The following is a 24,542-nucleotide window of genomic DNA, read 5'->3' as shown; positions in this document are numbered from 1 at the left end:
CTGCAAGCCGCGCGGTACTAAGCAAAGGATCATCGTTTCACCTGACGTATGGAGAACCCGATGCCTAGCGTTGTCGCCTTGGCGCCGCGCGCTTTAGCCATTTCTAACGCGGAGCAAGCTGCTTCTCGGTCAAATGCCGCGGACTGGTAGATATGGAAGGCAACGAGCCAGGATCCCCTCGTATACTTTCTCAACTTATTTGATTGAAATTTGAGCGTCAAGCAAGCTGGCTGGCCGATTGTGCGGGACGTCTAAACCAATTATTGGGCGGCAGGAAGCCAGCCTTGCGACCTCCTGCCGACGGTTTCAAGAAATCTACGCTTTATGCTCGGGCGACCGAAGGACAGATCGACCCACGGGTTGCCCTGGCCATTTTTTCCTTAGAGGCTGCCAATTTTGCTGCCCTGCTCGCTGCAACAATATCTGCAGCCTCATGCACCTGACCTTCTTCAAGGTGGACGTAGCCCATAAAAATATCGAGTCGCTTATGAGCGGTCAAAGCCATGCCTACCTTGATAGGAATGCCAGAATTGGCGATATCGGTTGCTGCCCTGTGACGGATCGCGTGCGTTCGAGTTGCGGCGATGCCTACTGCACCAAGCACCCACTGCCACGCCCTATGATACGATCCGTAGAGGATCGAGCGGCCAGATTCGTCCGGTCGAGATACGACGAACCGCGAACCATTCGCACGGTCCTCAGCCAACTTCAGAAGCACGGCAGCCTCATCAGAAATTGGCTTCCACATCGGTCCAGTCTTGCTGTCAGGCCATCGCCGCGAGATGCACCGCATCACCATAGAAGGCACTGCGCTGTCCTGAGCCCGCGAGAGCGGACCTTGGGGATTCGCCCGCTTGAACCCGGCAGGGCTTTGGGCGAGAATTCCACGCTCCTTCGGGCTATCGTTCTCGTCCGGCGGCAGCCATTACCCCTTTGAAAATGAGGGGTGAATGAGAAATCGCCATGGCCCGGCCGGAGCTTCACCCCCCGAAAGGCGAAGTAAACCGCGACTTCGGCACTGGCCAAAAGGTATGCTTGCCACCCTGAAAATTCATATTTAATGTCAACCAAATCGATTGAGTTTAGGCCTGAGCCAACCCGACGGGAGACATGACACGATGAATGCCGGAACCCTCAATCGCCGCCTGTTTCTTTCCGTGGCCGCTGCCGGCGCCCTTGCAGTCTCGCTTGCGGGCTGTTCCGGCGGAAAGTCGGGCAATTCTGTCGAGATCACCAATGTCTCCTACGACCCCACCCGCGAACTCTACCAGGCCGTGAACCCGGCCTTCGCCGCCTACTGGAAGAAGAAGACCGGGCAGGACGTGACCTTCCGCATGAGCCACGGCGGATCGGGCAAGCAGAGCCGGGCCGTGATCGACGGGCTGGAGGCGGACGTCGCCACCCTGGCGCTGGCCTATGACATCGACGTGATCGCCGAAAAGGCCAAGCTGCTCCCGGCCGACTGGCAGAAAGCCCTGCCGGACAACAGCTCGCCCTACACCTCGACGATCGTGTTCCTTGTCCGCAAGGGCAATCCCAAGGCGATCCGCGACTGGAACGATCTGGTGAAGCCGGGCGTACAGGTGATCACGCCCAATCCCAAGACCAGCGGCGGCGCGCGCTGGAACTTCCTGGCCGCCTGGGCCTATGGCCGCAAGGCGGGCGGGTCGGACGCTGCGGCCGAGGCCTACGTGAAGCGCCTCTTCGCCCAAGTGCCGGTGCTCGACAGCGGCGCGCGCGGCGCGACCACCACTTTCGTGGAACGCGGCATCGGCGACGTCCTGCTGGCCTGGGAAAACGAGGCCTTGCTGGCCGAGAAGAAACTGGGCGCGGGCAAGTTCGAGATCGTGGTTCCCTCGATCTCCGTGCTGGCGGAACCGCCGGTGGCGGTGATCGCGAACAATCCGAAGAAACACGGCACTGAGGCGGTTTCCAAGGCCTACCTCGAATATCTCTACACGCCCGAGGCGCAAGTCGCGATCGCCCGCAATTTCTATCGCCCCAGCGACCCGAAGATCGCCGAGCAGTTCGCAGGCCAGTTCCCCAAGCTGAACCTGACCACGATCGACAAGGACTTTGGCGGCTGGACCAAGGCGCAGAAGACCTTCTTCGATGACGGCGGCGTCTTCGACCGCATCTACGCCAAGAAATAAACCGCGCCACTTGCGCCAGAATCGAGCAGGCCACTGCAGATGCCATCCATGACGACGCGCAAGGCCCGATGGCGTGCGCCCTCCGTGCTGCCGGGCTTCGGGCTGACCTTCGGGTTCAGCCTGGCCTGGCTCTCCCTGATCGTGCTGATCCCGCTATCCACCCTGTTCCTGAAATCCGCCGGCATGGGCTGGCAGGCTTTCGTGGACGTGGGCTTTTCCGAGCGCGCCCTCACCGCCTATCGCCTGAGCTTCGGTACGGCCATCGCCGCCGCCTTCGTCAACGCGGTATTCGGCCTGCTGGTGGCCTGGGTCCTGGTCCGCTACGAATTTCCCGGAAAGCGGGTGATTTCGGCCTTGGTCGACTTGCCTTTCGCCCTGCCTACCGCCGTCGCGGGCATTGCGCTCACCGCGCTCTACGCGCCGAGCGGCTGGGTCGGGCAATACCTTGATCCGCTGGGTATCAAGGTCGCCTTCACGCCGATCGGCATTACCGTGGCCCTGGTCTTCATCGGCCTGCCTTTCGTGGTCCGCTCGGTCGAGCCGGTTCTCGCCGATCTGGGCAAGGACGTGGAGGAAGCCGCCGCCACGCTCGGCGCAAGCCGGGCGCAGACATTCGCGCGGGTGATCTTCCCGGCGATCCTGCCCGCGCTGTTCACCGGCTTCGCACTGGCTTTCGCCCGGGGCGTGGGCGAATACGGTTCGGTGATCTTCATCTCCGGCAACATGCCCGGCCGCACGGAGATCGCGCCGCTGCTGATCGTCACCCAGCTCGAACAGTACAACTACAACGGCGCCACCGCGATCGCGATGGTGATGATGCTGGTTTCCTTCGCGGTGCTCTTCACCCTGAACGCGCTCCAGTCCATCCGGCGCAGGAGGCTCGGCGCATGAAACGGCAATCCCCCAGCACCGAGAGCAGCACCGAGAGCCGCACCGCGCAAATCCTGCTCATCGCGCTTGCCCTCGCCTTCCTGGCCTTCTTCCTGATGCTGCCGTTGATCGCGGTATTCAGCGAGGCCTTGAAGCAGGGGCTGGCCCCCTTCCTCGACGCAGTGTCCAACCCGGACGCGCTTTCCGCCATCCGCCTGACCCTGATCATCGCCGCGATCAGCGTGCCGCTGAACATGGTGTTCGGCCTGGCCGCCAGCTGGGCGATCACCAAGTTCAGCTTCCCCGGCAAGAACCTGCTGCTGACCCTTATCGACCTGCCCTTCTCGGTCTCGCCCGTCGTCTCGGGCCTGATCTTCGTGCTGCTGTTCGGCGCGCAGGGGCTGCTGGGACCGTGGCTTTCCGCGCATGGGTTGAAGATCATCTTTGCCGTGCCGGGCATCATCCTGGCCACCGTCTTCATCACCTTCCCCTTCGTCGCGCGCGAACTGATCCCGCTGATGATGGAACAGGGCAAGGACGACGAGGAAGCCGCGCTCTCGCTTGGCGCAAGCGGCTGGCAGACCTTCTGGCACGTCACCCTGCCCAACATCCGCTGGGGCCTGCTCTACGGCGTGCTGCTGTGCAACGCCCGCGCCATGGGCGAGTTCGGCGCCGTCTCGGTCGTGTCCGGGCACATTCGCGGCGAGACCAACACCATGCCGCTGCATGTCGAGATCCTCTACAACGAATATGATTTCGTCGGCGCCTTCGCGGTGGCCTCGCTGCTGGCTGCCCTCGCCCTCGTCACGCTTGTCCTCAAGACCGTGCTCGAATGGCGCTTCGACCTTCACTCGGGAGCAAGGCATTGATCCGCGTCCAGAACATCACCAAGCGCTTCGGCAACTATCCAGCGCTCCACGGCATCGACCTGGAAATCCAGCCCGGCGAATTCATCGCCCTGCTCGGCCCGTCGGGCTCGGGAAAGACGACGCTGCTGCGCATCATCGCCGGCCTCGAATTCCAGGATGAGGGCCAGGTCTATTTCAACGGCGACGACGTGTCCGACATCCCGGTGGGCAAGCGCAACGTCGGCTTCGTGTTCCAGCAATACGCCCTGTTCCGGCACATGACCGTGGCCGACAACATCGCTTTCGGCCTGACCGTGCGCAAGGCGCGCCGCCGCCCCGCCAAGGCCGAGATCAAGGCGCGCGCGGAGGAACTGCTGCGCGTGGTCCAGCTGGAGGGCCTCGGACAGCGCTATCCCGGCCAGCTTTCGGGCGGCCAGCGCCAGCGCGTGGCACTGGCCCGCGCGCTGGCCATCGAGCCCGGCCTGCTGCTGCTGGACGAGCCTTTCGGCGCGCTCGACGCCAAAGTCCGCAAGGATCTTCGCCGCTGGCTGCGCGACCTGCACAAGCAGATGGGTCTGACCTCCATCTTCGTCACCCACGATCAGGAAGAGGCCCTCGAACTGGCCGACCGCGTGGTGGTGATGGACCACGGCCGGATCGACCAGATCGGCACGCCCGAGCAGGTCTACATGGAACCCGCCACGGCCTTCGTCTCGCACTTCGTCGGCGAGACCAACCGCCTGCCCGACGGCCGCCACATCCGCCCCCACGACTTCGAGATCACCGCCACTGGCAGCGACCGGGTGATCGTCGACAACGTCTTCCGCAAGGGCGGCTCCTGGCGCGTGGAAGGCCGCCTCACCGAAACCGACACGATCGTCGAGATCGACGTCGATGCCCACGAAGCGCCGCCGACCATCGGCGAAACCGTAACCATCGCCGCAAGGCGAGCCCGCACATTCTCCAGCGCCGGAGACCGATGATGAGCCAGGACGAAACCCCGCAACTGCGCAATCTTGAGGAAAGCCTCGCCAAAGTGCGCGAGGCCCTTCAGGACCTTCGCTACGGTCAGGTATCGCTGACCGTCCACGACGGCCGCGTCGTGCAGATCGACGTGACCGAGAAGAAGCGGTTCTAAGCGTCTGTTTGAAATTCGCCGCAGGCGAATTTGGCGGCACCGGCCCCCAGTTTGATTCAGGCGCCCCCACCCTACCACCCGCAGGATACTACCGTTGGGTGGTAGGGTGGGGGCGTGGGCCGGTGCCGCACAAAAATGCCCTTTTGGGCATTTTTCAAACGGGCTCTAAGCGCCCGCGATACGTCGTCCCGGATCAAGTCCGGGACGACGACATTCTTCCACCGCCCCAACATGAAACTTTTGTAACCTTGCCTCCACGCCGGCGCCATGCCCGCACGGTTAGAACGGCCGTGCGGTCCGGGAACCGAAGTGACATTCGCACCCTCGTCATTGCCTCTGGTTCCCGGGCCGTACCTTCCGAATGACCAATGAGTCTCCGGGCGGCGTTCCCCCACGCCGCCCGGAAACTTCGTGAGGCACGCCGTGGCTGCACCCGTTTTCTTCGACCCCACCGGAAACCGGCGCATTCGCGTGCGCCGCCTCTCGCTGCTGGCGCTGCTGCTGGCCATTGCCGCCTGCGTGGTCTTCGCCACGACCGTGGCCAGCGTGCCGGCGCCGCCGCCGCTGCCGATCGCCTACGAGCACGCCTCGCCCCTGCCCTTCCGCGCGCAGATCGGGCACCTGACCCGTCGCGCCCGCAAGTTCCTTTTCGGAAAGCCCGTCGTCCCCGCCCCCACCCCCGGCGCGAAGCCGATCACGGTGGGCTTCTACACGCCCTGGAGCGACGACAGCGCCACTTCGCTGGAACGCCACATCGACCGGCTGGACTGGGTCGCTCCGGCAACGCTTTCGGTGGATGGTACCGGCGCGCTCAAGATCGAGGACGACGCGCGGCTCGATCACCTGCTCGCTACCTCGCTGCACCGCCCGCTGGTCGTGCCGGTGCTCCAGAACACCGTCGAGGGCGACTGGCAGGGCGATGTCACCGCGCGGCAGCTTGCCAGTCCCGCTCGGCGCCATGCGCTGGAAACCCAAATCGGCGCTTATCTCGACAGGACCGGCTATGCAGGCGTCATGGTCGATTTCGAGACCATGCCCGCCGCCAGCCTGCCCAACCTGCGCCTTTTCCTGAGCGAACTGCGCGGGCAGCTTGCCCCCAGGCACCGCGTGGTCGCGGTGACGATGCCGATCGACAATCCCGACTGGTCCACCCACGCCTTTGCATCCGTGGCCGACCGGCTGGTGCTGATGGCCTACGACGAGCACTGGCAGGGCGGCACCCCCGGCCCGATCGCCTCCAACCCGTGGTTCGCGCAGAAGCTTTCCCATGCGCTGGCAGGCCTGCCGCGCGGCAAGGCGATCGTCGCGCTGGGCGAGTACGCCTACAACTGGCACGGCGGCAAGGCCGACAGCATGACCGTCGAGGAAGCCTGGCTCGACGCGCACGACAGCGGCACCGCACCGCAGTACGATCCGGCGAGTGGCAACGCCGGTTACTCCTACGACGATGCCTTCGACGGCCAGAATCAGAGCCAGAGCCAGCGTCACGACGTCTGGATGCTGGACGCTGCCGCTACCTGGAACCAGATGCAGATCCTCTCGCGCCTGGGCGTGGGCGACATCGCGCTCTGGCGCCTGGGCTCGGAAGATCCCGGCTTCTGGAGCACGGTCAAGGCCTGGCGCACCGGAACGCGGCCGAACCTCGCCCCCCTGAAGCAGGCGGCCAATGTCGACGTGGAAGGACAAGGCGAGATCCTCGACGTGACCGCAACCCCGCAGGACGGCAGCCGCAGGATCGCGTTCGACCCGACCACCGGCATGGTCTCCGCGGAACGCTATACGCGCCTGCCGACGCCCTATGTCGTCCATCGCACCGGCGCATTGCCGAAGAAGCTGGCCCTGACTTTCGACGACGGTCCCGATCCGACCTGGACGCCGCGCATCCTCTCGATCCTGGAGCAGTACCACGTTCCCGGAACCTTCTTCATGGTCGGCGAGAACGCCCTGACCAATCGCGATCTCGTCAAGCGCATCACCGCCGACGGCGACGAGATCGGTAATCACAGCTACACCCACCCCAACATGGCCGAGGAAGCCGCCACCGGCATCGGCCTGGAACTGAATGCCACCCAGCGGCTGATCGAGGCGACGACCGGCCATTCGATCCGCCTGTTCCGCGCGCCCTATTTCGGAGATGCCGAACCGACCACGGCGGACGAACTCGTCCCCGCCGCGATCGCCCGCCAGCATGGCTATACCGTGGTCGGCCTCCACGTCGATCCCGACGACTGGAAGCGCCCCGGCGTCCAGCACATCATCGACAGCACGATCGCGCAGGTCGAATCCGCCAGCCCCGACCGTTCGGAGAACGTGATCCTGCTGCACGACGGCGGCGGCGACCGTTCGCAGACCGTGGCCGCGCTTCCCGTCATCATCGAGCGCCTGAAGCAGGACGGCTACAGCTTCGTTCCCGTCTCGACCCTCGCGGGCCTGTCTCACGACGCGGTCATGCCCAAGGTGGACGGCGTGGATCTGGCGGCCGTGCGCGCCGACGTCGCGCTATTCGGCGTTCTCGCCGCGATCCTCGTCGCGCTCAACTGGACCTTCTTCTTCGCGATCTCGCTCGGCGTGCTGCGCTCGATCGGCCTCGCCTCGCTGGCGAGCCTGCTGCGCCGTCCGCAGCCGATGGCCGCCCCGGAAGATACCTGCGATCCGCTCGTCACCGTCATCATCCCCGCCTACAACGAGGAAGGCGTGATCGAGGCCTCTGTACGGCGGGTGCTCGAAAGCGACTATCGCCAGCTCCAGATCATCGTTGCCGACGACGGATCGAAGGACCGCACCAGCGCCATCGTTTCCGAGGCTTTCGCAGGCAATTCGCGCGTGGAACTGCTCACGCTGGTCAACGGCGGCAAGGCCGCCGCGCTCAACCGTGCGCTCAAGGACGCCCGCGGCAGCGTGATCGTGGCGCTCGATGCCGATACCCAGTTCGAGCGCGAGACGATCTCGCGGCTGGTGCGCTGGTTCGCCGATCCCCGCATCGGCGCGGTAGCGGGCAATGCGAAAGTCGGCAACCGCGTGAACCTCGTCACCCGCTGGCAAGGCGTGGAATATGTCACCGCGCAGAACCTCGAACGCCGCGCATTGACGAAGCTCGACGCGATCATGGTGGTGCCCGGCGCGGTCGGCGCCTGGCGGCGGGAGGCGTTGGACGATGTCGGCGGCTATCCCGAAGACACGCTGGCCGAGGACCAGGATCTCACCATCGCCATCCAGCGCAAGGGCTGGAAGATCGCCTACGACGAGGACGCCGTCGCCTGGACCGAGGCGCCCGAAAGCTTCGCCGCCCTGTCCAAGCAGCGGTTCCGCTGGTCGTTCGGTACGCTCCAGTGCCTCTGGAAGCATCGCGGCACCCTGGCAAAGGGCCGCCCTTCCGGCCTTGCCTTCATCGGCATGCCCCAGGCCTGGCTGTTCCAGATCGTCTTTGCGGTGATCTCCCCCGCCATCGACCTCGCCCTGCTGATCTCGATCGGCGGCACCGCCCTGCGCGTCTCGCAGCACGGCTGGGCGCAGACCCAGACCGACGTGCTGCGCATGGGCGCCTACTGGCTGGCTTTCACGGCGGTGGACCTGGCCTGCGGCTGGATCGCCTATCGCCTGGACACCCGCCGCGAACGCTTCCGTCCCCTGCTGCTGCTGGCCCAGCGCTTCGTCTACCGCCAGCTCATGTACAGCGTGGTGATCCGCGCGGTAGGCGCCGCCTTCGCAGGCAAGGGCATCGGCTGGGGCAAGCTCGAACGCACCGGCCGCGTCACCGCCGCGCCTGCGAACGCAGCGCCTCCGGTCGGCGCGCGGGCGCTGGAGACGGTCTAGGCACCACGTCGTCCCGGACTTGATCCGGGACCACTGGCCATGAACAGCTCGCCCCTCGGCAAGGCGCCCTGACACACCGCCGCGCCTAAAGAATTGCCAGCGGTCCCGGATCAAGTCCGGGACGACGGGACTTTCAGCCGCACTTCCAGTCCGCCGCCCGGCGCTTCCGCCAGTTCGACGCGGCCGCCATGCAGTTTCGCCACCGCTTCGACCAGTGCCAACCCCAGCCCGGAACCGGCCACCGCCCGGCTGGGATCGAGCCGGCCGAAGCGTTGCAAGGCGGCCTCGCGGCGATCCTCCGCGATCCCCGGCCCATCGTCCCGCACGCCCAACACGATCTGCCCTTCCTGCCTGAGCGCGAAAAGTGCGATCGCACTGCCGCCCTCGGCATATTTGACGGCATTGTCGACCAGATTTCCCAGCGCCTGGCTCATCAGTTCACGGTGCAGCGACACAGCGAGGCCAGCAGGTGCCTCTGCGCGGAGCACGAAACCCGCATCCTCGGCATAGGGCTCATAGAGCGCCGCGAGATCGCCGAGAAAATCGTCCAGCCGGGTTTCCTCGAAGCGTTCCCGCCCTATTCCCGCTTCCGCACGGCCGATCTGGAGCGCGGTGGTGAGGATGCGGGTGAGCGTATCCGCCTCGGTCAGGGCGCGCTGCATCGCCGCCTCGGCGGCGGGATCGGCGGCCTCGCGCACCGCCTGCTCCAGGGCCGCGCGCAGCCGTGTGACCGGCGAGCGCAAGTCGTGCGCCAGCCCTTCGGCCACCACCCGAAGCTCGCCCACCAGCGTCTCGATCCGCGCCAGCATGGCATTGATCTCGCCCGCAAGCTCGTCGAAGGCATCGCCGGAACCGTCGAGTGCGACGCGCGCATCGAAAGCCCCGCTGCCGACGCGGTGCGCGGTCTGCGCCATGTCATGGACACGCTGGCCGACAAGACGGGACGTCAGCACCGCCACCAGCATGGCCAGCGGCAGGGCCAGGAACAGCGCGGCGAGCAATGCCTGCTCGAAACTGCGCTGGAGCTTCAGGTCGCGCCCGATCTCGATCCCGGCGAGCAATGTGGTCCCGTCGCCCAGCCGGGTTTGCGAAAGGACCATGTCCTGCGGCTGCATGCCGTCGCTGCGATAGAGCACCGTCTCGAACAGTCCACCGGTCGCGCCGTCCGCCTCCAGCCCGGGCGGCAAGGCGGAAAGATTGCCGATCAGGGTACGTCCCGCGCGGTCGGCCAGAAGCAGTACCGGCGCACGGCGTCCCTCGCTGCGCAGGCGCCGTTCGATATTGGCTTGCAGCGCCTCCGAACCACCGTCCTGCCAGATGTCGAGCAGCTCCTCGCGCAGTTCGCCGACAAGCGCCCGCTGCTCGTCACGCACGCTCTGCTGGCCGGCGATCCACACGAAAGTCAGCACGCCCCCGGTGGCGACAAGCTGGAACAGGACCACCGGAACGAAGATGCGCAGCGTGGTCGAGCGGAGAAAACGCGGCACGCGCGTTCTCGGCTTCAAGCCGCCAGTCCCAGCCGGTAGCCCGCGCCGCGCACCGTGTGCAGAAGCGGCCCCGCGCCGTCCTCGTCCAGCTTGCGGCGCAGGCGGCTGACATGGACATCGATGACATTTGTGCCGGGATCGAAGTGATAGTCCCACACCGCCTCCAGCAGCATCGTGCGCGTCACGACCTCATCGACATGGCGCAGGAAATATTCCAGCAGGCGGAACTCGCGCGGCTGGAGGTCGATGGCGCGGCTGCCGCGCCGGACCTTGCGGGCAAGGAGGTCCATTTCCAGATCGCCGCAGGCGAGCCGGGTCTCGACCGCAGCCTGGCCGCCGCCGCGCTTCACCAGCAGGCGCACGCGGGCCAGCAGCTCGGCAAAAGCGAACGGCTTGGTGAGGTAGTCGTCCGCCCCCGATGTCAGGCCGGTGACGCGGTCGTCCGTGGATCCCAGCGCGGAAAGCACGATGACCGGGGTTTCGATACCCCCGGCTCTCAGCGCACCGAGCACCGACATGCCGTCCATCTGCGGGATCATGCGATCGAGCACGATCGCGTCGTAAGTGCCGTCGCTGGCCAGGAACAGCGCATCGCGCCCGTTCGCCGCGCGATCGACCACGAAGCCTTCCTCGGCCATGCCCTTGGCGATGTACGTGGCCGTGGCGTCGTCGTCCTCGACGACCAGCAGCTTGTGACCCATCTTTCCGTCCGGCCCCTTCACATCGCGTTAGAGCATTTCAATAACCTAGAGTGGTCGAACCGATGCAATCGGATCGAAAGCCGCTCTAGCGGGCCATGAGCCCCGGCTCACGGGCGAGTTCGACCGTGCGAACCGCGCCCTGATGCACCACGCGAAGATGGATAGGCTGTTGTCCGCGCGCAGACAACTCTTCCGCCAGCGCCTGAAGCGTCGGCGGCTCTCGTCCATCGGCGCTTTCTATCCAGTCGCCCACGGCAAGCCCGGCTTTCTCGGCATAGCCGCGCGAACGCACGCTGGTGACGACCAGCCCCGGCTGCGGGCCGGGCACGGGGTCGGCGGTGAAATCGAGCACCTGCCGCCAGCTCTCGCCCTGAACGACGCCGTGCGGGCGCGGCAGGGTCTGACCGATCAGGCCGAAGTGGCGCTGCGCCCAGATATCTCCCCAGGTCAGCGCGCCCGTCACCGCGAGCAGCGCGCCCAGCATCGGCAGCAGGCCCAGAAGCCTGCCCTTGCGGTCGCTGACCTCGCTCATGCGCAGGCCGCTTCCGTGACGGAGTTGAAGGGAAGAAAGGGCGAAACGGACATGAAGCGGCAAGATCCCCGGCGCCAGCATGAGACTGGACGCAAGCTGCACCCTCGCCCTGCCTTATCGCACTGCCGCCCGCGCAAGTCACATTAAGGAAAGTCCATGTTGGCTCCACCCTGCGGCAAGATCGCCGGGCGCAGACCCGTGGCATGACAGGGACAGCTCCACACAGGCCTCGGCGCGCACTGGTGCGCTCGATCGCAGCCGTCATCGTCGTCGTAGCGGCGCTGGCAGCAGTGCTGGCTGCAGTGCTGGGGGGGCTGGGCGCGTGGGATGCCAGCCCCTTCGCGGACCTGCCTGCCCAGGGCGCCTCGAAAGAGCACCGCTATGCCGCCGTGCTGCTTTCCGGCGACATGGGCACCAGAACCGGACTGGGCGGCGAGATCGCAGCCCGCCTCGCCCGGCACGGCGTGGCCACGGTCTCGGTCAACTCGCTCAACTACTTCAAGATCCGCCGCAGCCCGGAGGAAGTCTCGGCGATGCTGGCCGAGGCCATGCAGCGCGCGATGGTGCTGGGCCATACCGATCGCGTCGTGGTGCTGGGGCAGTCCTTCGGTTCGGACATGGTCCATGTCGGGCTGGAGCACCTTCCCCAGACCTTGCGCCGCCATGTCTCGCTGGTGGTGCTGACCGTCCCCACTCGCACCGTTTTCCTGCGCGTCTCCCCGCTCGAATGGCTGGACGAGACCACGCCCGATGCCCCCGCGCTTGCCAGTGCCCGCAAGCTGGACTGGGTGCCCGTGGTCTGCATCCATGGCCGCGACGAACCGGAAAGCCTCTGCCCGCTGCTCCACCTGCCGCGCCTGACCCAGATCGTGCTGCCCGGCGACCACTACCTGAACAAGGATGCCGACAGACTGTTCGGCGCGGTGCGCGATGCCATCGCCGCTCATGCCCTTACGGATACCACCCGATGACCAACATTCCCCACCGCCTCCGTCTCGGCGCGATCATTCCGATCCTCGGCTTGCTTTGCGCCGCCGCGCCCGCCCAGCCCGCCAATGCCCCCAATCCCTTCGGCCGCTGGCTCAATCCGCGCGGGGACGTTGAAGTGGCCGTCGCGCCTTGCGGCGCGATGCTCTGCGGCACCGTGACCTGGGTCGGCGGGCAGGCCGTGGCGGATGCCGCCGATGCCGGGGTCGGCCATCTCGTCGGCACCCAGCTCCTGCGCGACTACCACCGCGAGGGCAACGGCGGCTGGCAGGGAGAAGTCTATGTGCCCGACATGGGCGAAAGCTTCTTCTCCCGCATTCACCAGCCCGATCCGGGCCATCTCAGGATCAGCGGCTGCATCCTTCATGGGCTGATCTGCAAGTCGCAGATATGGAGCAAGCGGTCATGACCGCGCTTCCCGCGTCCCGCGCGGTTCACCTTGCCGCCCTGAAGCCGCTGGCGCGCAGAATGGCCGTCCCCGCGCAACTGGCGGCCGCCGCGCTGATGCTGACGCTGGCGGGGCTTTGCCTGCACCGGCTGGCCCTCTCGCTGGATGCCCACACGCTGATCCGCACCCTTCGCGCGATCCCGGCATGGCGCCTCGCCGCCGCGCTTGGCCTGACCGCGGCGAGCTACCTCCTGCTCACCCTCTACGACGTCATGGCCCTGCGCACGATCGGACGGCCCCTGCCCTATCGCACCGCCGCGCTCGCTTCCTTCACCAGCTATACGCTGAGCCACAATCTCGGCTTCGGCATCCTGACCGGCGCTGCCGCGCGGCTGCGCATCTATGGCGCCAGGGGCCTGAGCACCGGAGAAGTGGCGCGCGTCACCGCCATCGCCGGGGTTACTTTCTGGAGCGGCGTCTTCACCTCAGTTGCCCTTGCCCTCCTGCTCCATCATCGTCCACTGCTTGCCGCAGGCCACAGGTTTTCGCTCGAATTCCAGCATGTGGCGGGCGCCGGGCTGCTGGCCTTGCTGGCAGGCGGAGCGCTCCTTGCCCGGCGCCGGAACCTGCCCGGCCCGGAAACGACCGCACGCATGGGGCTGGTGGCGCTGGCAGACATCGCCACGGCTTGCGGGACGCTGTTCATCCTGCTGCCCCATGCCCCGGCCGGACTCTATCCGCCGCTGCTGCTCGCCTACGTCCTTGCCATCGTGGTGGCACTGGTCAGCCACGTTCCCGGCGGCCTCGGCGTGTTCGAGGCCACCGTCATCGCGCTCTGCCCGCAGATCCCTGCCGGAGAACTCCTGGCCGCGCTGCTCGTGTACCGTATCGTCTACTACATCCTGCCGCTTGCCCTCGCGCTCGTCCTGCTGGTCCGTCACGAGCACGCGCGCTGGCGGCGGCCCGCCGTCCTCGCGCTCAAGGCGGGCGAGACGATGATGGTCAGCCTGGCGCCCCGCGCCGTCGCGCTGCTGGTCTTCCTGGGCGGCGCGATCCTGCTCCTCTCCGGCGCGACGCCCGCCCTGCCCGAGCGCATGGCCGACATCCGCGGCATCGTGCCGCTGCCCTTCGTCGAAGCTTCCCAGATCGCCGCCAGCCTGGTCGGTACCCTGCTGCTGCTGCTGGCGCCCGCGCTCTATCGCCGTCTCGACGCCGCGTTCCTGCTCACCCGCGCCCTGCTGCTGGCCGGGGCCGCCTTCTCGCTGATCAAGGGGCTCGACTGGGAGGAAGCGCTGACCCTGCTGGCGGTGGCCGCCATGTTGCAGATCGCGCGCAAGGGCTTCTGGCGCCGCACCGCGCTGACCGCCGACGTGATGAGCGCAAACTGGATCCTCGCCATGGTCGCGACGATCGCGCTCGTCATCGTGATCGGCTATTTCGCCCAGAGTTTTCCGGCCTATCGCAGCAGCCTCTGGTGGAAATTCGCCTGGTCGGGCGACGCCTCGCGCTACTTGCGGACCAGTTTCGCCGTTGCCGTGGTGACGGGCGCATCCATCCTGCTCGCCTTCCTGCGCCCCTCGCGGCGGGCCGTGCGGCCCGACGAATGCCCGCTCGACGTCGAGGCCGCCCTTGCGCACGCGACACGTTCGGAATCGATGCTGGCGCTTACCGGCGACAAGCTGTTCCTGGCCGGGCCGGACAACCGCTCGATGTTGATGTACCAGATCCAGGGACATTCCTGGATCGTCATGGGCGATCCGGTGGGAGAACGCTCCGACTGGCCCGAACTGCTCTGGCGCCTGCGCGAGCGGGCCGATGCCAACCAGGGCCGCGTCCTGCTCTATCAGGTCACGCCCGAGGTCCTGCCTGTCGCCATCGACATGGGCCTGCAGCTGATGAAGTACGGCGAAGAGGCGCGCGTGGACCTTTCCCGCTTCGGCCTCGAAGGCCCCGGCGCCCGCCCCCTGCGCCACGCCATGCGCCGCGCCGAGCGTGAAGGCGCGGAGTTCGCGATCGTTCCTGCCGCGCGCGTGTCGGCGCTCATAGGCGAGCTGCGTGACGTCTCGGACGAATGGCTCCGCGCCAAGGGCCAGCGCGAGAAGGCCTTCAGCGTCGGGCGCTTCGACGAGGCCTATATCGCACGCTGCGACATCGCCGTGATACGCTGCGAGGGGCGGATCGTCGCTTTCGCCAATCTCTGGAAGACGGCGGGCCGGGAGGAACTTTCGGTGGACCTCATGCGCCACCGTGCCGACGTGCCCTACGGCTGCATGGACTTCCTGTTCACCCGCCTGATGCTGTGGGGACGGCAGGAGGGTTATGCCTGGTTCAACCTGGGTCTGGCCCCGCTTTCCGGCATCGAGGCGCGCCGCCTTGCGCCGACCTGGGCACGGGCGGCGGGCATGCTGTTCCGCCACGGCGAAGCCTTCTACGGCTTCGAAGGGCTGCGCAATTACAAGGAAAAGTTCTCGCCGGTCTGGGAACCGCGCTACATCGCCTGCAACGGCGGAATGGCCACGGGACGCGCCCTGCTCGATCTCCAGACGCTGATCTCCGACGGAAAGGGCAGTGCTGCACGGCAGCATGGCCGTCACAATGCCCGGCAGGACCGCCGCGCGATACGCTGAAGCCGAAACAGCGAGACATCGCCGCCCACGGCGCTATCCTTGCCTGCCCGAACGACATGAAACCCGGAAAACAGCAGCCTAGATGACCGTCATTGCCGCCCGCCTCTATCGCCAGGGCCAACCCGCCGAGCCGGTATCCCTCGACAGCTGCCCCCCGCTGCTGGACCATCCCGCCGATCGGGGCGAGGATTTCGTGTGGATCGGCCTGCACGAACCGACCGAGGCAGAACTGCGCGCCGTGCAGAAGACGTATGGCCTGCACCCGCTGGCCGTGGAAGACGCGCTGAAGGCGCACCAGTTGCCCAAGGTCGATATCTACGGCGACCAGCTTTTCGTCGTTGCCCGCACCGCGCATCTGGAAGGTGACGAGATCGTTTACGGGGAAACCTCGGTCTTCGTCGGCAAGCATCACGTCATCTCGGTCCGCCACGGCTCCGCCCGCGCCCATACCGAACTGCGCGCCCAGCTGGAGGCGGCGCCGACGCTGCTCTCCAACGGCGTCGATTATGTGCTTCACGCCATTCTCGACTTCATCGTCGACGGCTACCTGCCGATCGTGGAGACGATCGAGGAGAACGTACTGGAAATCGAGAAGCGCGCACTCGATGCCTTCCTCGATCGCGGCGACGTGATGCGTCTTTTCGCCTTGCGCCGCGAACTGATCCGCTTCCAGCGCGTGCTGGCCCCGATGGCGGAAGTGAGCAGCAAGCTCGTCCATCTGGACGTGCCCTATCTCGACGCGGCAGTGCGGCCCTATTTCAAGGACGTCTACGACCATGTCCGGCGCGTCGATTCCATGGTTGCCAGCTTGCGCGAGGTGCTGACCACAGTGTTCGAGGTCAGCCACCTGCTGGAATCCCAGCGTCAGGGCACGATCACCCGCCAGCTGGCCGCCTGGGCCGCGATCCTGGCGGTTCCCACCGCGATCGCCGGGATCTACGGCATGAATTTCGAGAATATGCCGGAACTGCACATGCGCTACGGCTATTTCGCCGTACTGGGCGTGATCGCCCTGCTCTGCACCGCGCTATACGCGTGGTTCCGGCATACTCGCTGGCTCTGAGGATCAGAACGCGGCGGTCAGCGAAACCACCATGCCGGCATCGGCGATCGAGCCGGTTCCGTCCTGGCCCTTGCTGAAGTTCGGCTGGAGACGCGCGGCGTCGGCACCGCCGATATCGGTATCGACGTAGGAGACGTTGAAGGTCAGGTTGCGCCAGGCCGCGTCGAGGCCGAGCGACCAGTCCCAGTAGGTGCCGGTGGGCGCCACGCTGGTGCCATTGGGGCCAAGGCCCGGATTGCCGTCCGAGTAGCCGATATGCGCCTTGGCGGTCAGCGGCGTTCCCGCGATCGCGAGCGCGCCGTCACCCCAGAGGTAGAGGTTGTCCTGCTTTTGCCCCCGGCTGTTCGGCGCGTTCGAGACATTGGCCAGCGCATACTGCTTGGGCGCATAGGCGACGCCCGCCGTCAGCGTGGCCGGGCCGGTGGTGCCCGAAAGCTTCACGTAGGGCTCGGCGAAATCGGTATCGTCCGCGCCGCCCGGATACATGTACCAGGTCAGGCCGACGTCCAGCGTGGCATTGTCGCTGAGCTTCGCCTTGTAGCCGCCGATCAGGTCCAGCTCCATGTTGGCGCCGCCGAACGTGCCCCAGCCCGAAAGGTTGGAGGCCCAGGTCCCCACGTAGACGCCGCTTTCATGCGCGATGGTGAGGCCGCCCTGCACGGCCATTTCCTTGTCCGACTGCGAAACGCCGCGGAAGCGGTAATCCGAAGTCAGGGTGGCGGAACCGGAGACGGTCACGGCACTCGGCGCGGCTTCTTCCTGAGCCTGTGCGGCCAGGGGAACGAAACCTGCGAAAAGGGCGGCAAGGGTAGCGATGGATTTCATGATGTCCTCTTGAGTTCTCCGCCAGCGGGCGGAGCGATTCGAGGACGCCCAAGTAGGGCAGGACCACATTTGATATCGAGAGCGGGGAAACGGCTAACGCATAGTGTTTTCATTACTTTGGCGCGGGGTGTCCCATGCCCCTGTCACGGGACACCCGATCAGGCAGCCGTACGCTCGTGAAGATAGAGTACGGCGGTCTCCTTCCGGTCCGGCACCCTGTCCTCTTCCGGGAAAAGCTGCGGATCGTGGAAGATCTCGAACTCGCGCGGGCCGGTAAGCACGGCGCTCCACCGCGCCGGAATCTCGACCTGCTTCCAGAGGCCGGGCCCCACGAACAGCAGGGCATTGCCGGTCACAAGCAGCAGCACCAGCAGCGCGCAGAGCGCCAGTTCGGCGGGACTGGCCGGAGCGGGGGGATGCATGTGGACGCGCGCATAGAGCGCCGATCCGGTCAACCAGGCCACCGACAGTATCGCTACGCCGCCCAGGCGCAGGCCGATCCCAGCCGCGAGAGTTTCATGCCATCTGGACATCGTGAACCTCCTTCAGGAGGCACTCCAGTTACGCCTGAACGCATAGCAATTCGAGAGCGGGAAACGCCCCGAGGCATTGAGATTTCCTAATGCCGAGTACCGGTGCGAACGGGCCCTTCAGTACGAGATCCGCGCCAGCACCGCCGCCAGCGCCGTGACGATGGCGCACATGTAGATCGTCAGATTGCCCGCGCCCTGCGATCCCAGCCAGTCGGCAATGCGCCCGGCCTTCCCGGCCGAAGACCGGCTTCCGCGCGCCGCATCATCCTCATTGTCCATGCCCCGGACCATAAGTCCGATGGCCGTTTGAAAACGAGAGCGGGAACGGCCGAAGGCCGTAGTAATCGCATTACGCCGGTACGGCCGGGCCTGTCACCCGGCATCCTCGGGAAGGCGCAGGCGATAGCCTATGCCGACCTCGTTGCTGATGATCTGCGGGCGCTGCGGATCGTCTTCCAGCTTCTGGCGCAGAGACCGCACCAGAACGCGCAGATATTCGACGTGACGCTCCGATTCGTTGGGCCAGACATTCACCATGATCTGCTCATGGGTAATGACCCGCCCCGGAAACTTCGCGAGCTGGGCCAGCACTGCATATTCCTTGGGCGTAAGGTGGATTTCCTTGCCCGCCTTGACGATCGTGCGGTTCATCAGGTCGATGGACAGATCGCCGGCGGTGACTGCCGGAACACCGCCGCCGCGGGTCATGCGGTTGCGCAGCGCCACCCGCACGCGGGCCAGAAGTTCGTCGGTATCGAAAGGCTTGGTCAGGTAATCCTCCGCGCCGAGATCGAGCGCGACGACCTTCTCATCGGTTGCCTCCCGCGCCGAGACGATGATCAGCGTGGCGTCGCTCTCCTGCTTGATCAGGGGGACCAGTTCCAGTCCGTCGCGGTCGGGCAGGCCGAGGTCGAGCAGCACGATGTCCGGCCGCTCCTGCCGCAGCCGCGTCAGCGCCTCGCGCCCGTTCACGGCCTCGATCGTCGCATAGTCGGCGCGGCCGAGCGCGGCCAGGATCAAACGGCGGATTTGCGGCTCGTCATCGACGATGAGGACCTTGTGGCGAATGGTCATGATACGTCCCCGTTATTGAAATTGGCCCCATCATCGAAATTGGCATCGAAGTTCCTGAGAATCAGGTCGTTCGGAATACGGATGGTGAAGCAGGCCCCGAAGGGATCCTCGTTGTTGGAGGCATCGACCGAGAGGCCCATGGCCTCCGCGAACCCCTTGACGATGGCAAGGCCAAGGCCCGTCCCGTGGCGCACGCGGTCCGATCCTTCCAGGCGGGTGAACGTTTCGAACACCCGCTTTTCCTGCCCGGGCGGGATACCCGGCCCTTGGTCGATCACCGAAAGCAGCAGGGCGTCGGGCGCGCGGCGGCAGCGGATCACGATCGGCGTACCGGGATCGGCATAGCGCCCGGCATTGTCGAGCAGATTGATCAGGCAGTGATGGAGCAGCACCGGATCCACCCGCACCAGCGGCACGTCCGGCGGAATATCGAGCTGGACGGCATGGCCATGCAAGGCGGTGCGCGTATCGTGCGCAGCGCCCGCGACGGCATCGAACAGGTCCGTCGGCTCCGCCTTCATCGGCAGGGCACCGGCTTCCACGCGCGCCATGTCGAGCAGGTTGGCGACGAAGCGGTTGAGCCGCAGCGCCTCGGTCTCGATGGTCTCGGCCAGTTCGCCGGAGGGATGCTGGCGCATTTCCTGCGCGGCGGTGAGAATGGTGGTGAGCGGCGTGCGCAGATCGTGACTGACCGACGAGAGCAGCGCGGAGCGCAGCCGGTCCCGCTCACCCACGGCCTGCGCCTTGAGGTTCTCCTCTTCCAGCAGCAGGCGGTCGAAAGCGATCGAGGCCTGATCGAGCAGGCTCATCAGCAAGGGCAACTGGTCGGAGCGCAAGGGATCGGCGGCATCCGTCCGCGCAATCCCCAGAGCACCCAGCACGCCGCGCGTCGTGCGCAAGGGGTTGAACAGCCAGTCCGAAGCGGTGAGCGTGGCCGAGCCGCGCCCTGCGGGCTGGTCGTTCTCCATGGCCCACTGCGCGGCGGCCCGCTCGATCTGTTCGAGCCGGTCCTCCGGCGGCAGCGCGGCGGCCAGCACCGGGCCGTCTTCCGAAGGCAGCAGCAGCACCGCCCGCACATCGAGCAGGCGCGCGACTTCCGCGCAGATCGCCTGCATCAGCTCCTCGCGCGTCACCGCGGCAGTAAGCTGGCGCGAGAAACTTGCCAGCGCGGCGTTCTGGCGCGCGCTCGATCCCGCCAGATCGGCCTGTGCCCGCACGCGCGCGGCGAACTGGCTGGTGACGACGGCGACACCCAGCAGGACCAGGATCGAGATCACGTTCTCCGGGTTGCTGACGGTCAGCGTGCCGGTCGGCGGCAGGAAGAAGAAGTTGTAGGCAAGGCTGGAGGCCAGTCCCGCGAAAAGTCCTGCGCGCAGGCTGAAACTGGCTGCGGCGAACATGACCGGGATCAGGAACAGCAGGGCGATATTGCCGAGGTCGAGCGCTTCCAGCAGCAGGCGCCCGAGCACCGCCATTGCCGCCACCATCAGCAGCGACCACAAATAATCGGCCGGTCGCCCCCAGTGCCCGCGGCGCCTGCGGCGCACCGCGCCGCCGGGAACGCTCTCGCCGGAGGGCAGGACATGGACCGCGACGTCGCCGACCGAGCGCACCAGCCGGTCCACCACCGAGCCGTGGCGCAGCTCGAACCACCAGGGGCGGCTCGACTTGCCGATGACGATCTGGGTGGCCCGCGCCTCGCGCGCGAAGCTGCGCAGGCCCTCGACCACGTCGGTCGCCGGAATGCTGGCGGTAGAAGCGCCAAGGCGCGAGGCCAGCGCCAGGGTATCGGCGAGCTGGCGGCGCTCGTCGTCGGTGAACTGCCGGTGCCGCTGGGTCTCGATATGAACGGCCGTCCAGGGCGCTCTCAGGGCGTCGGCCATGCGCTTGCCCGCGCGCACCAGCCCGGCCGCATGGGGCAGTTCGCTGACGGCGACGACGATCCGCTCGCCCACCGCGAAGCTGCCCGCCAGCGCATTGGCGCGCACATGCTCCAGCATCTGCGCGTCCACTGCCTGCGCCGCACGCCGCAGCGCCAGTTCGCGCAGGGCCGTGAGATTGGTCTTGGAGAAGAAATGGCCGAGCGCCCGCGTCGCCTCGTGCGGGATATAGACCTTGCCGTCCTTCAGCCGCTCGATCAGTTCGTCGGGCGGAATGTCGACGACTTCGATTTCCGCCTGTTCAAGGACGGAATCGGGCACCGTTTCGCGCACCCGGACCCGGGTGAACGAGGCGACGACATCGTTGAGGCTTTCGACATGCTGGATATTGATCGTCGAATAGACGTCGATCCCGGCGTCCAGCAGTTCCTCCACGTCCTGATAGCGCTTGGGATGGCGGCTTCCCGGTGCGTTCGTGTGGGCCAGTTCGTCCACCAGCACCAGTTGCGGCGCGCGGGCCAGGATGGCGTCGATATCCATCTCGCCCAGGCTGTGGCCCATATGCTCCACCTCCCGGCGGGGGACCACTTCGTGCCCGAGGACCAGCGCCTCGGTTTCCCGGCGGCCATGGGTCTCGACCACGCCCACCACCACGTCCACCCCGGCTTCCCGCCGCTGGTGGCCTTCGGTGAGCATTTCCCATGTCTTGCCGACACCCGGCGCGGCGCCGAGGAAGACCTTGAGACGGCCGCGGCCCTCCTGCGCCGCCTGGCGCAGGAGGGCCTCTGGAGAGGGTCTGTCGTTTTCAGTCACGCGATCGTTCACGGAACCTGCTTAGCGCCAAGACCATCCAGCCGTCGATTGAGTTCGAACACATTGACGTGCGGTTCGCCGATGAAGCCGAGCAGCGGCGTTTCGACGCTCTCGTCCACCGGCCGGCGAACGGCGGCGGCATCGATGTTGCGAACCCGCGCCACGCGGTCGACCTGATAGTAGGCCGCCTCCGGCGTGATGTCGGGATCGAGGCCCGAGCCCGAAGTCGTCACCAGGTCGGCAGGGACCGCCTTGCCCGGTTCGGCAGCCTTCATGGCCGTGACCTGCTCTTTCACGCGGTCGTGCAGGACCTGCGAAGCCGGGCCGAGGTTCGAACCGGACGAGGCAAGGCCGCTGTATCCGTCGCCCGCCGCCGAAGGCCGGGTGTTGAAGTAGCGCTGCGAGGTGAAGGCCTGCCCGATCACGGTCGAGCCGATCACCTTGCCGTTTTCGGTGACAAGGCTGCCGTTCGCCTGGGACGGGAACAGTGCCTGCCCGATCCCGGTCATCGCCAGCGGATAGGCCACGCCCAGAAGGGCCGCGAACAGTCCGGTCATGACGATCGCCGGGCGCAGAGATGATGTGATATCGTTGTTCATTGTACGTCTCCTTGGCCTTAGCCAAATTCCTGACCTGCCCCGTACCGCTTGCTCCGCCGTCACCCTGAACTTGTTTCAGGGTCCATTTCGCCGTTCACACGGCCGGTCGATCGGCACGATGGATCCTGAAACAAGTTCAGGATGACGGCAGTGGCAAAGCCAGGCTTCGGAACCTTACGCCAACCCCAGGCCGCCGACGGCCAGGTCGATGAGCTTGATGCCGACGAACGGCGCGATCAGGCCGCCAAGGCCGTAGATCGCCAGGTTGCGCGCCAGCAGCGGCCCCGCGCCCATCGGCTTGTAGGTCACGCCGCGAAGCGCGAGCGGCACCAGGCACGGGATGATCAGCGCGTTGAAGATGATCGCGGAAAGGATCGCGCTCTGCGGGCTGGAAAGTCCCATCACGTTGAGCACGCCGAGCCCCGGATAGAGCGCCACGAACATGGCCGGGATGATCGCGAAGTACTTCGCCACGTCGTTGGCGACCGAGAAGGTCGTCAGCGCGCCGCGCGTCATGAGCAGCTGCTTGCCGAGGCCGACGACCTCGATCAGCTTGGTCGGATCGCTGTCGAGATCGACCATGTTGCCCGCTTCGCGCGCGGCCTGGGTGCCGGTGTTCATGGCGACGCCGACGTCGGCCTGGGCCAGTGCCGGGGCATCGTTGGTGCCGTCGCCGCACATGGCGACGAGCTTGCCGCCCTGCTGTTCCTTGCGGATCAGCGCCAGCTTGTCCTCGGGGGTGGCTTCGGCAAGGAAGTCGTCCACGCCCGATTCCGCCGCGATCGAGGCTGCGGTCAGCGGGTTGTCGCCGGTGATCATCACCGTGCGGATGCCCATTGCACGCAGTTCGCCGAAGCGCTCGCGAATACCGGCCTTGACGATGTCCTTGAGGAAGATCGCGCCCAGCAGGCGGCCATCGACGGCAACGGCCAGCGGCGTACCGCCCGCGCGGCCGATCTCGTCGGTGACGCGCCGCAGTTCGGTGGCGGATGCGGTCGTGCCCGCGCCCGGATTGGCCTTGAGGATCGCCTGCACGGCGCCCTTCTGGATCACGCGGCCACCAGTATTGACGCCCGAAATGCGCGTCTGTGCGGTGAACGGGATGATCTCGGCACCGTAAGGCAGGTCCGTCGCGGTCTGGCCGTACTTCTCGCGAGCCAGGACCACGATGGAGCGACCTTCGGGCGTCTCGTCGGCGAGGCTGGCGATGAGTGCGGCTTCCGCAAGTTCGCTGACGTCTACGCCGCCGACCGGACGGAACTCGGTGGCCTGGCGGTCGCCGATGGTGATCGTGCCGGTCTTGTCGAGCAGCAGCACGTCGACGTCGCCAGCCGCTTCGACCGCACGGCCCGACTTGGCGAGCACGTTGAAGCGCACCAGACGGTCCATGCCGGCAATGCCGATGGCCGAAAGCAGCGCCGCGATCGTCGTCGGGATCAGCGTGATGAGCAGCGCGGCGAGGATCGAGACCGGCACCGAACCGCCCGCATAGCTGGCGAAGCCCGGAATGGTCGCCACCGCGATCAGGAAGATGATCGTCAGGCCGACGAGCAACAGGGTGAGCGCGATCTCGTTGGGGGTCTTCTGGCGTTCCGCGCCTTCGACCAGGGCGATCATCCGGTCGAGGAAGCCCTGCCCCGGATTAACGGTGACGCGGACGCGGATCTCGTCGGAGATGACGCGGGTGCCCGCCGTCACCGCCGAACGGTCGCCGCCTGCCTCGCGGATGACGGGAGCCGATTCGCCGGTGATCGCGGCCTCGTTGACCGAAGCGACACCGGCGACGACTTCGCCGTCCGAGGGGATCAGGTCGCCGGTCTGGACCAGAACGATGTCGTTCTTCTTCAGCTGGCTGGCGGGAACGTCGTCGTAACGCTCCCCATCACCTTTCAGACGCTTGGCGGTCAGTTCCGCCTTGGTGGCGCGCAGCGAGGCGGCCTGCGCCTTGCCGCGACCTTCGGCCAGAGCCTCGGCGAACGTGCCGAACAGCACCGTCAGCCAGAGCCACAGCACGAGCTGGATCTTGAAACCGGCGGCAAGGCCGTCCTGCCCGACGATCAGCAGTACCGTCAGCAGCACCGCCACGACGGCGGTGGTGAACATCACCGGGTTGCGGATCAGTTCCCTGGGATTGAGTTTGCGGAAGGCATCCCCGATCGCCGGAACGATCAGGTCTGCCGTGAAGAGAGATTTATTCTCGGACCGAGCCAT

General features: G+C 66.4%; 21 protein-coding genes. 10 read left to right on the top strand and 11 right to left on the bottom strand.

Features of this window, described 5'->3' with window-relative positions:
• Window positions 1-322: 322 nt before the first annotated feature.
• Entirely contained in the window at window positions 323-748 is a 426-nt protein-coding gene (locus NTCA1_RS12300) for a tyrosine-type recombinase/integrase (protein WP_159830732.1), read from the bottom strand.
• A gap of 370 nt (window positions 749-1,118) precedes the next feature.
• On the opposite strand from NTCA1_RS12300, the gene NTCA1_RS12295 reads away from it, so the two are divergent.
• The 6 genes from NTCA1_RS12295 to NTCA1_RS12270 all read left to right on the top strand — a co-directional run bounded on the left by NTCA1_RS12295 (window position 1,119) and on the right by NTCA1_RS12270 (window position 8,822).
• On the top strand, window positions 1,119-2,153 hold the full coding sequence (locus NTCA1_RS12295; protein ID WP_159830731.1) for a sulfate ABC transporter substrate-binding protein: 1,035 nt from the start codon (window positions 1,119-1,121) through the stop codon (window positions 2,151-2,153).
• A gap of 48 nt (window positions 2,154-2,201) precedes the next feature.
• Window positions 2,202-3,044, top strand: a complete 843-nt coding sequence (gene cysT / locus NTCA1_RS12290) for a sulfate ABC transporter permease subunit CysT (protein ID WP_236549277.1) — start codon at window positions 2,202-2,204, stop codon at window positions 3,042-3,044.
• Entirely contained in the window at window positions 3,041-3,892 is an 852-nt protein-coding gene (cysW, locus tag NTCA1_RS12285) for a sulfate ABC transporter permease subunit CysW (RefSeq protein WP_086491558.1), read from the top strand. Before cysT ends, cysW begins: the two co-directional genes overlap by 4 nt.
• Window positions 3,889-4,854, top strand: coding sequence for a sulfate/molybdate ABC transporter ATP-binding protein (locus NTCA1_RS12280; RefSeq protein ID WP_236549276.1), 966 nt, complete (start codon window positions 3,889-3,891; stop codon window positions 4,852-4,854). Before cysW ends, NTCA1_RS12280 begins: the two co-directional genes overlap by 4 nt.
• Entirely contained in the window at window positions 4,854-5,009 is a 156-nt protein-coding gene (locus NTCA1_RS12275) for a YezD family protein (protein WP_086491556.1), read from the top strand. The genes NTCA1_RS12280 and NTCA1_RS12275 overlap by 1 nt, the downstream gene beginning before the upstream one ends.
• 423 nt (window positions 5,010-5,432) lie before the next feature.
• The gene (locus NTCA1_RS12270; protein ID WP_159830730.1) at window positions 5,433-8,822 is read left to right on the top strand and encodes a glycosyltransferase; all 3,390 of its coding nucleotides are present in this window, start codon (window positions 5,433-5,435) and stop codon (window positions 8,820-8,822) included.
• 110 nt (window positions 8,823-8,932) lie between these two features.
• Here the strand turns inward: NTCA1_RS12270 and NTCA1_RS12265 are convergent, their stop codons facing one another.
• From NTCA1_RS12265 to NTCA1_RS12255, 3 genes are all read right to left on the bottom strand, one after another.
• Window positions 8,933-10,309: a HAMP domain-containing sensor histidine kinase gene (locus NTCA1_RS12265; RefSeq protein WP_159830729.1), complete on the bottom strand. Its 1,377-nt coding sequence runs from the start codon at window positions 10,307-10,309 to the stop codon at window positions 8,933-8,935.
• A gap of 14 nt (window positions 10,310-10,323) precedes the next feature.
• Window positions 10,324-11,010: a response regulator transcription factor gene (locus NTCA1_RS12260; protein ID WP_086491586.1), complete on the bottom strand. Its 687-nt coding sequence runs from the start codon at window positions 11,008-11,010 to the stop codon at window positions 10,324-10,326.
• A gap of 85 nt (window positions 11,011-11,095) precedes the next feature.
• Window positions 11,096-11,542, bottom strand: a complete 447-nt coding sequence (locus tag NTCA1_RS12255) for a PDZ domain-containing protein (RefSeq protein ID WP_159830728.1) — start codon at window positions 11,540-11,542, stop codon at window positions 11,096-11,098.
• A 242-nt stretch (window positions 11,543-11,784) separates the two neighbouring features.
• Between NTCA1_RS12255 and NTCA1_RS12250 the strand changes: the two genes are divergently transcribed.
• The 4 genes from NTCA1_RS12250 (at window position 11,785) to NTCA1_RS12235 (ending at window position 16,607) form a co-directional block, all read left to right on the top strand.
• Window positions 11,785-12,513, top strand: a complete 729-nt coding sequence (locus NTCA1_RS12250) for an AcvB/VirJ family lysyl-phosphatidylglycerol hydrolase (protein WP_159830727.1) — start codon at window positions 11,785-11,787, stop codon at window positions 12,511-12,513.
• On the top strand, window positions 12,510-12,938 hold the full coding sequence (locus NTCA1_RS12245) for a DUF2147 domain-containing protein (RefSeq protein WP_159830726.1): 429 nt from the start codon (window positions 12,510-12,512) through the stop codon (window positions 12,936-12,938). Before NTCA1_RS12250 ends, NTCA1_RS12245 begins: the two co-directional genes overlap by 4 nt.
• Window positions 12,935-15,544, top strand: coding sequence for a bifunctional lysylphosphatidylglycerol flippase/synthetase MprF (gene mprF / locus NTCA1_RS12240; protein ID WP_159830725.1), 2,610 nt, complete (start codon window positions 12,935-12,937; stop codon window positions 15,542-15,544). The genes NTCA1_RS12245 and mprF overlap by 4 nt, the downstream gene beginning before the upstream one ends.
• A gap of 82 nt (window positions 15,545-15,626) precedes the next feature.
• The gene (locus NTCA1_RS12235) at window positions 15,627-16,607 is read left to right on the top strand and encodes a magnesium and cobalt transport protein CorA (RefSeq protein ID WP_133084590.1); all 981 of its coding nucleotides are present in this window, start codon (window positions 15,627-15,629) and stop codon (window positions 16,605-16,607) included.
• Between the two features lie 3 nt (window positions 16,608-16,610).
• Here NTCA1_RS12235 and NTCA1_RS12230 read toward each other — a convergent pair whose 3' ends face one another.
• From NTCA1_RS12230 to kdpB, 7 genes are all read right to left on the bottom strand, one after another.
• On the bottom strand, window positions 16,611-17,432 hold the full coding sequence (locus NTCA1_RS12230) for a TorF family putative porin (protein WP_159830724.1): 822 nt from the start codon (window positions 17,430-17,432) through the stop codon (window positions 16,611-16,613).
• A gap of 158 nt (window positions 17,433-17,590) precedes the next feature.
• The gene (locus NTCA1_RS12225; protein ID WP_201282472.1) at window positions 17,591-17,965 is read right to left on the bottom strand and encodes a hypothetical protein; all 375 of its coding nucleotides are present in this window, start codon (window positions 17,963-17,965) and stop codon (window positions 17,591-17,593) included.
• A gap of 117 nt (window positions 17,966-18,082) precedes the next feature.
• Window positions 18,083-18,244, bottom strand: coding sequence for a hypothetical protein (locus tag NTCA1_RS12220; protein WP_159830723.1), 162 nt, complete (start codon window positions 18,242-18,244; stop codon window positions 18,083-18,085).
• Window positions 18,245-18,337: 93 nt separating this feature from the next.
• Window positions 18,338-19,039, bottom strand: a complete 702-nt coding sequence (locus NTCA1_RS12215; protein ID WP_159830722.1) for a response regulator — start codon at window positions 19,037-19,039, stop codon at window positions 18,338-18,340.
• On the bottom strand, window positions 19,036-21,732 hold the full coding sequence (locus tag NTCA1_RS12210) for a sensor histidine kinase KdpD (RefSeq protein WP_159830721.1): 2,697 nt from the start codon (window positions 21,730-21,732) through the stop codon (window positions 19,036-19,038). The genes NTCA1_RS12215 and NTCA1_RS12210 overlap by 4 nt, the downstream gene beginning before the upstream one ends.
• An 8-nt stretch (window positions 21,733-21,740) precedes the next feature.
• Window positions 21,741-22,331: a potassium-transporting ATPase subunit KdpC gene (kdpC, locus tag NTCA1_RS12205; RefSeq protein WP_159830720.1), complete on the bottom strand. Its 591-nt coding sequence runs from the start codon at window positions 22,329-22,331 to the stop codon at window positions 21,741-21,743.
• 174 nt (window positions 22,332-22,505) lie between these two features.
• Window positions 22,506-24,542 (bottom strand): potassium-transporting ATPase subunit KdpB, encoded by a 2,037-nt coding sequence (gene kdpB, locus NTCA1_RS12200; RefSeq protein ID WP_159830719.1) that lies wholly within the window; start codon window positions 24,540-24,542, stop codon window positions 22,506-22,508.

This window comes from Novosphingobium sp. TCA1 (genome assembly GCF_009811895.1).
GTDB classification, from domain to species: domain Bacteria; phylum Pseudomonadota; class Alphaproteobacteria; order Sphingomonadales; family Sphingomonadaceae; genus Novosphingobium; species Novosphingobium panipatense_A.
This window is presented reverse-complemented; position numbering and strand designations above follow the sequence as displayed.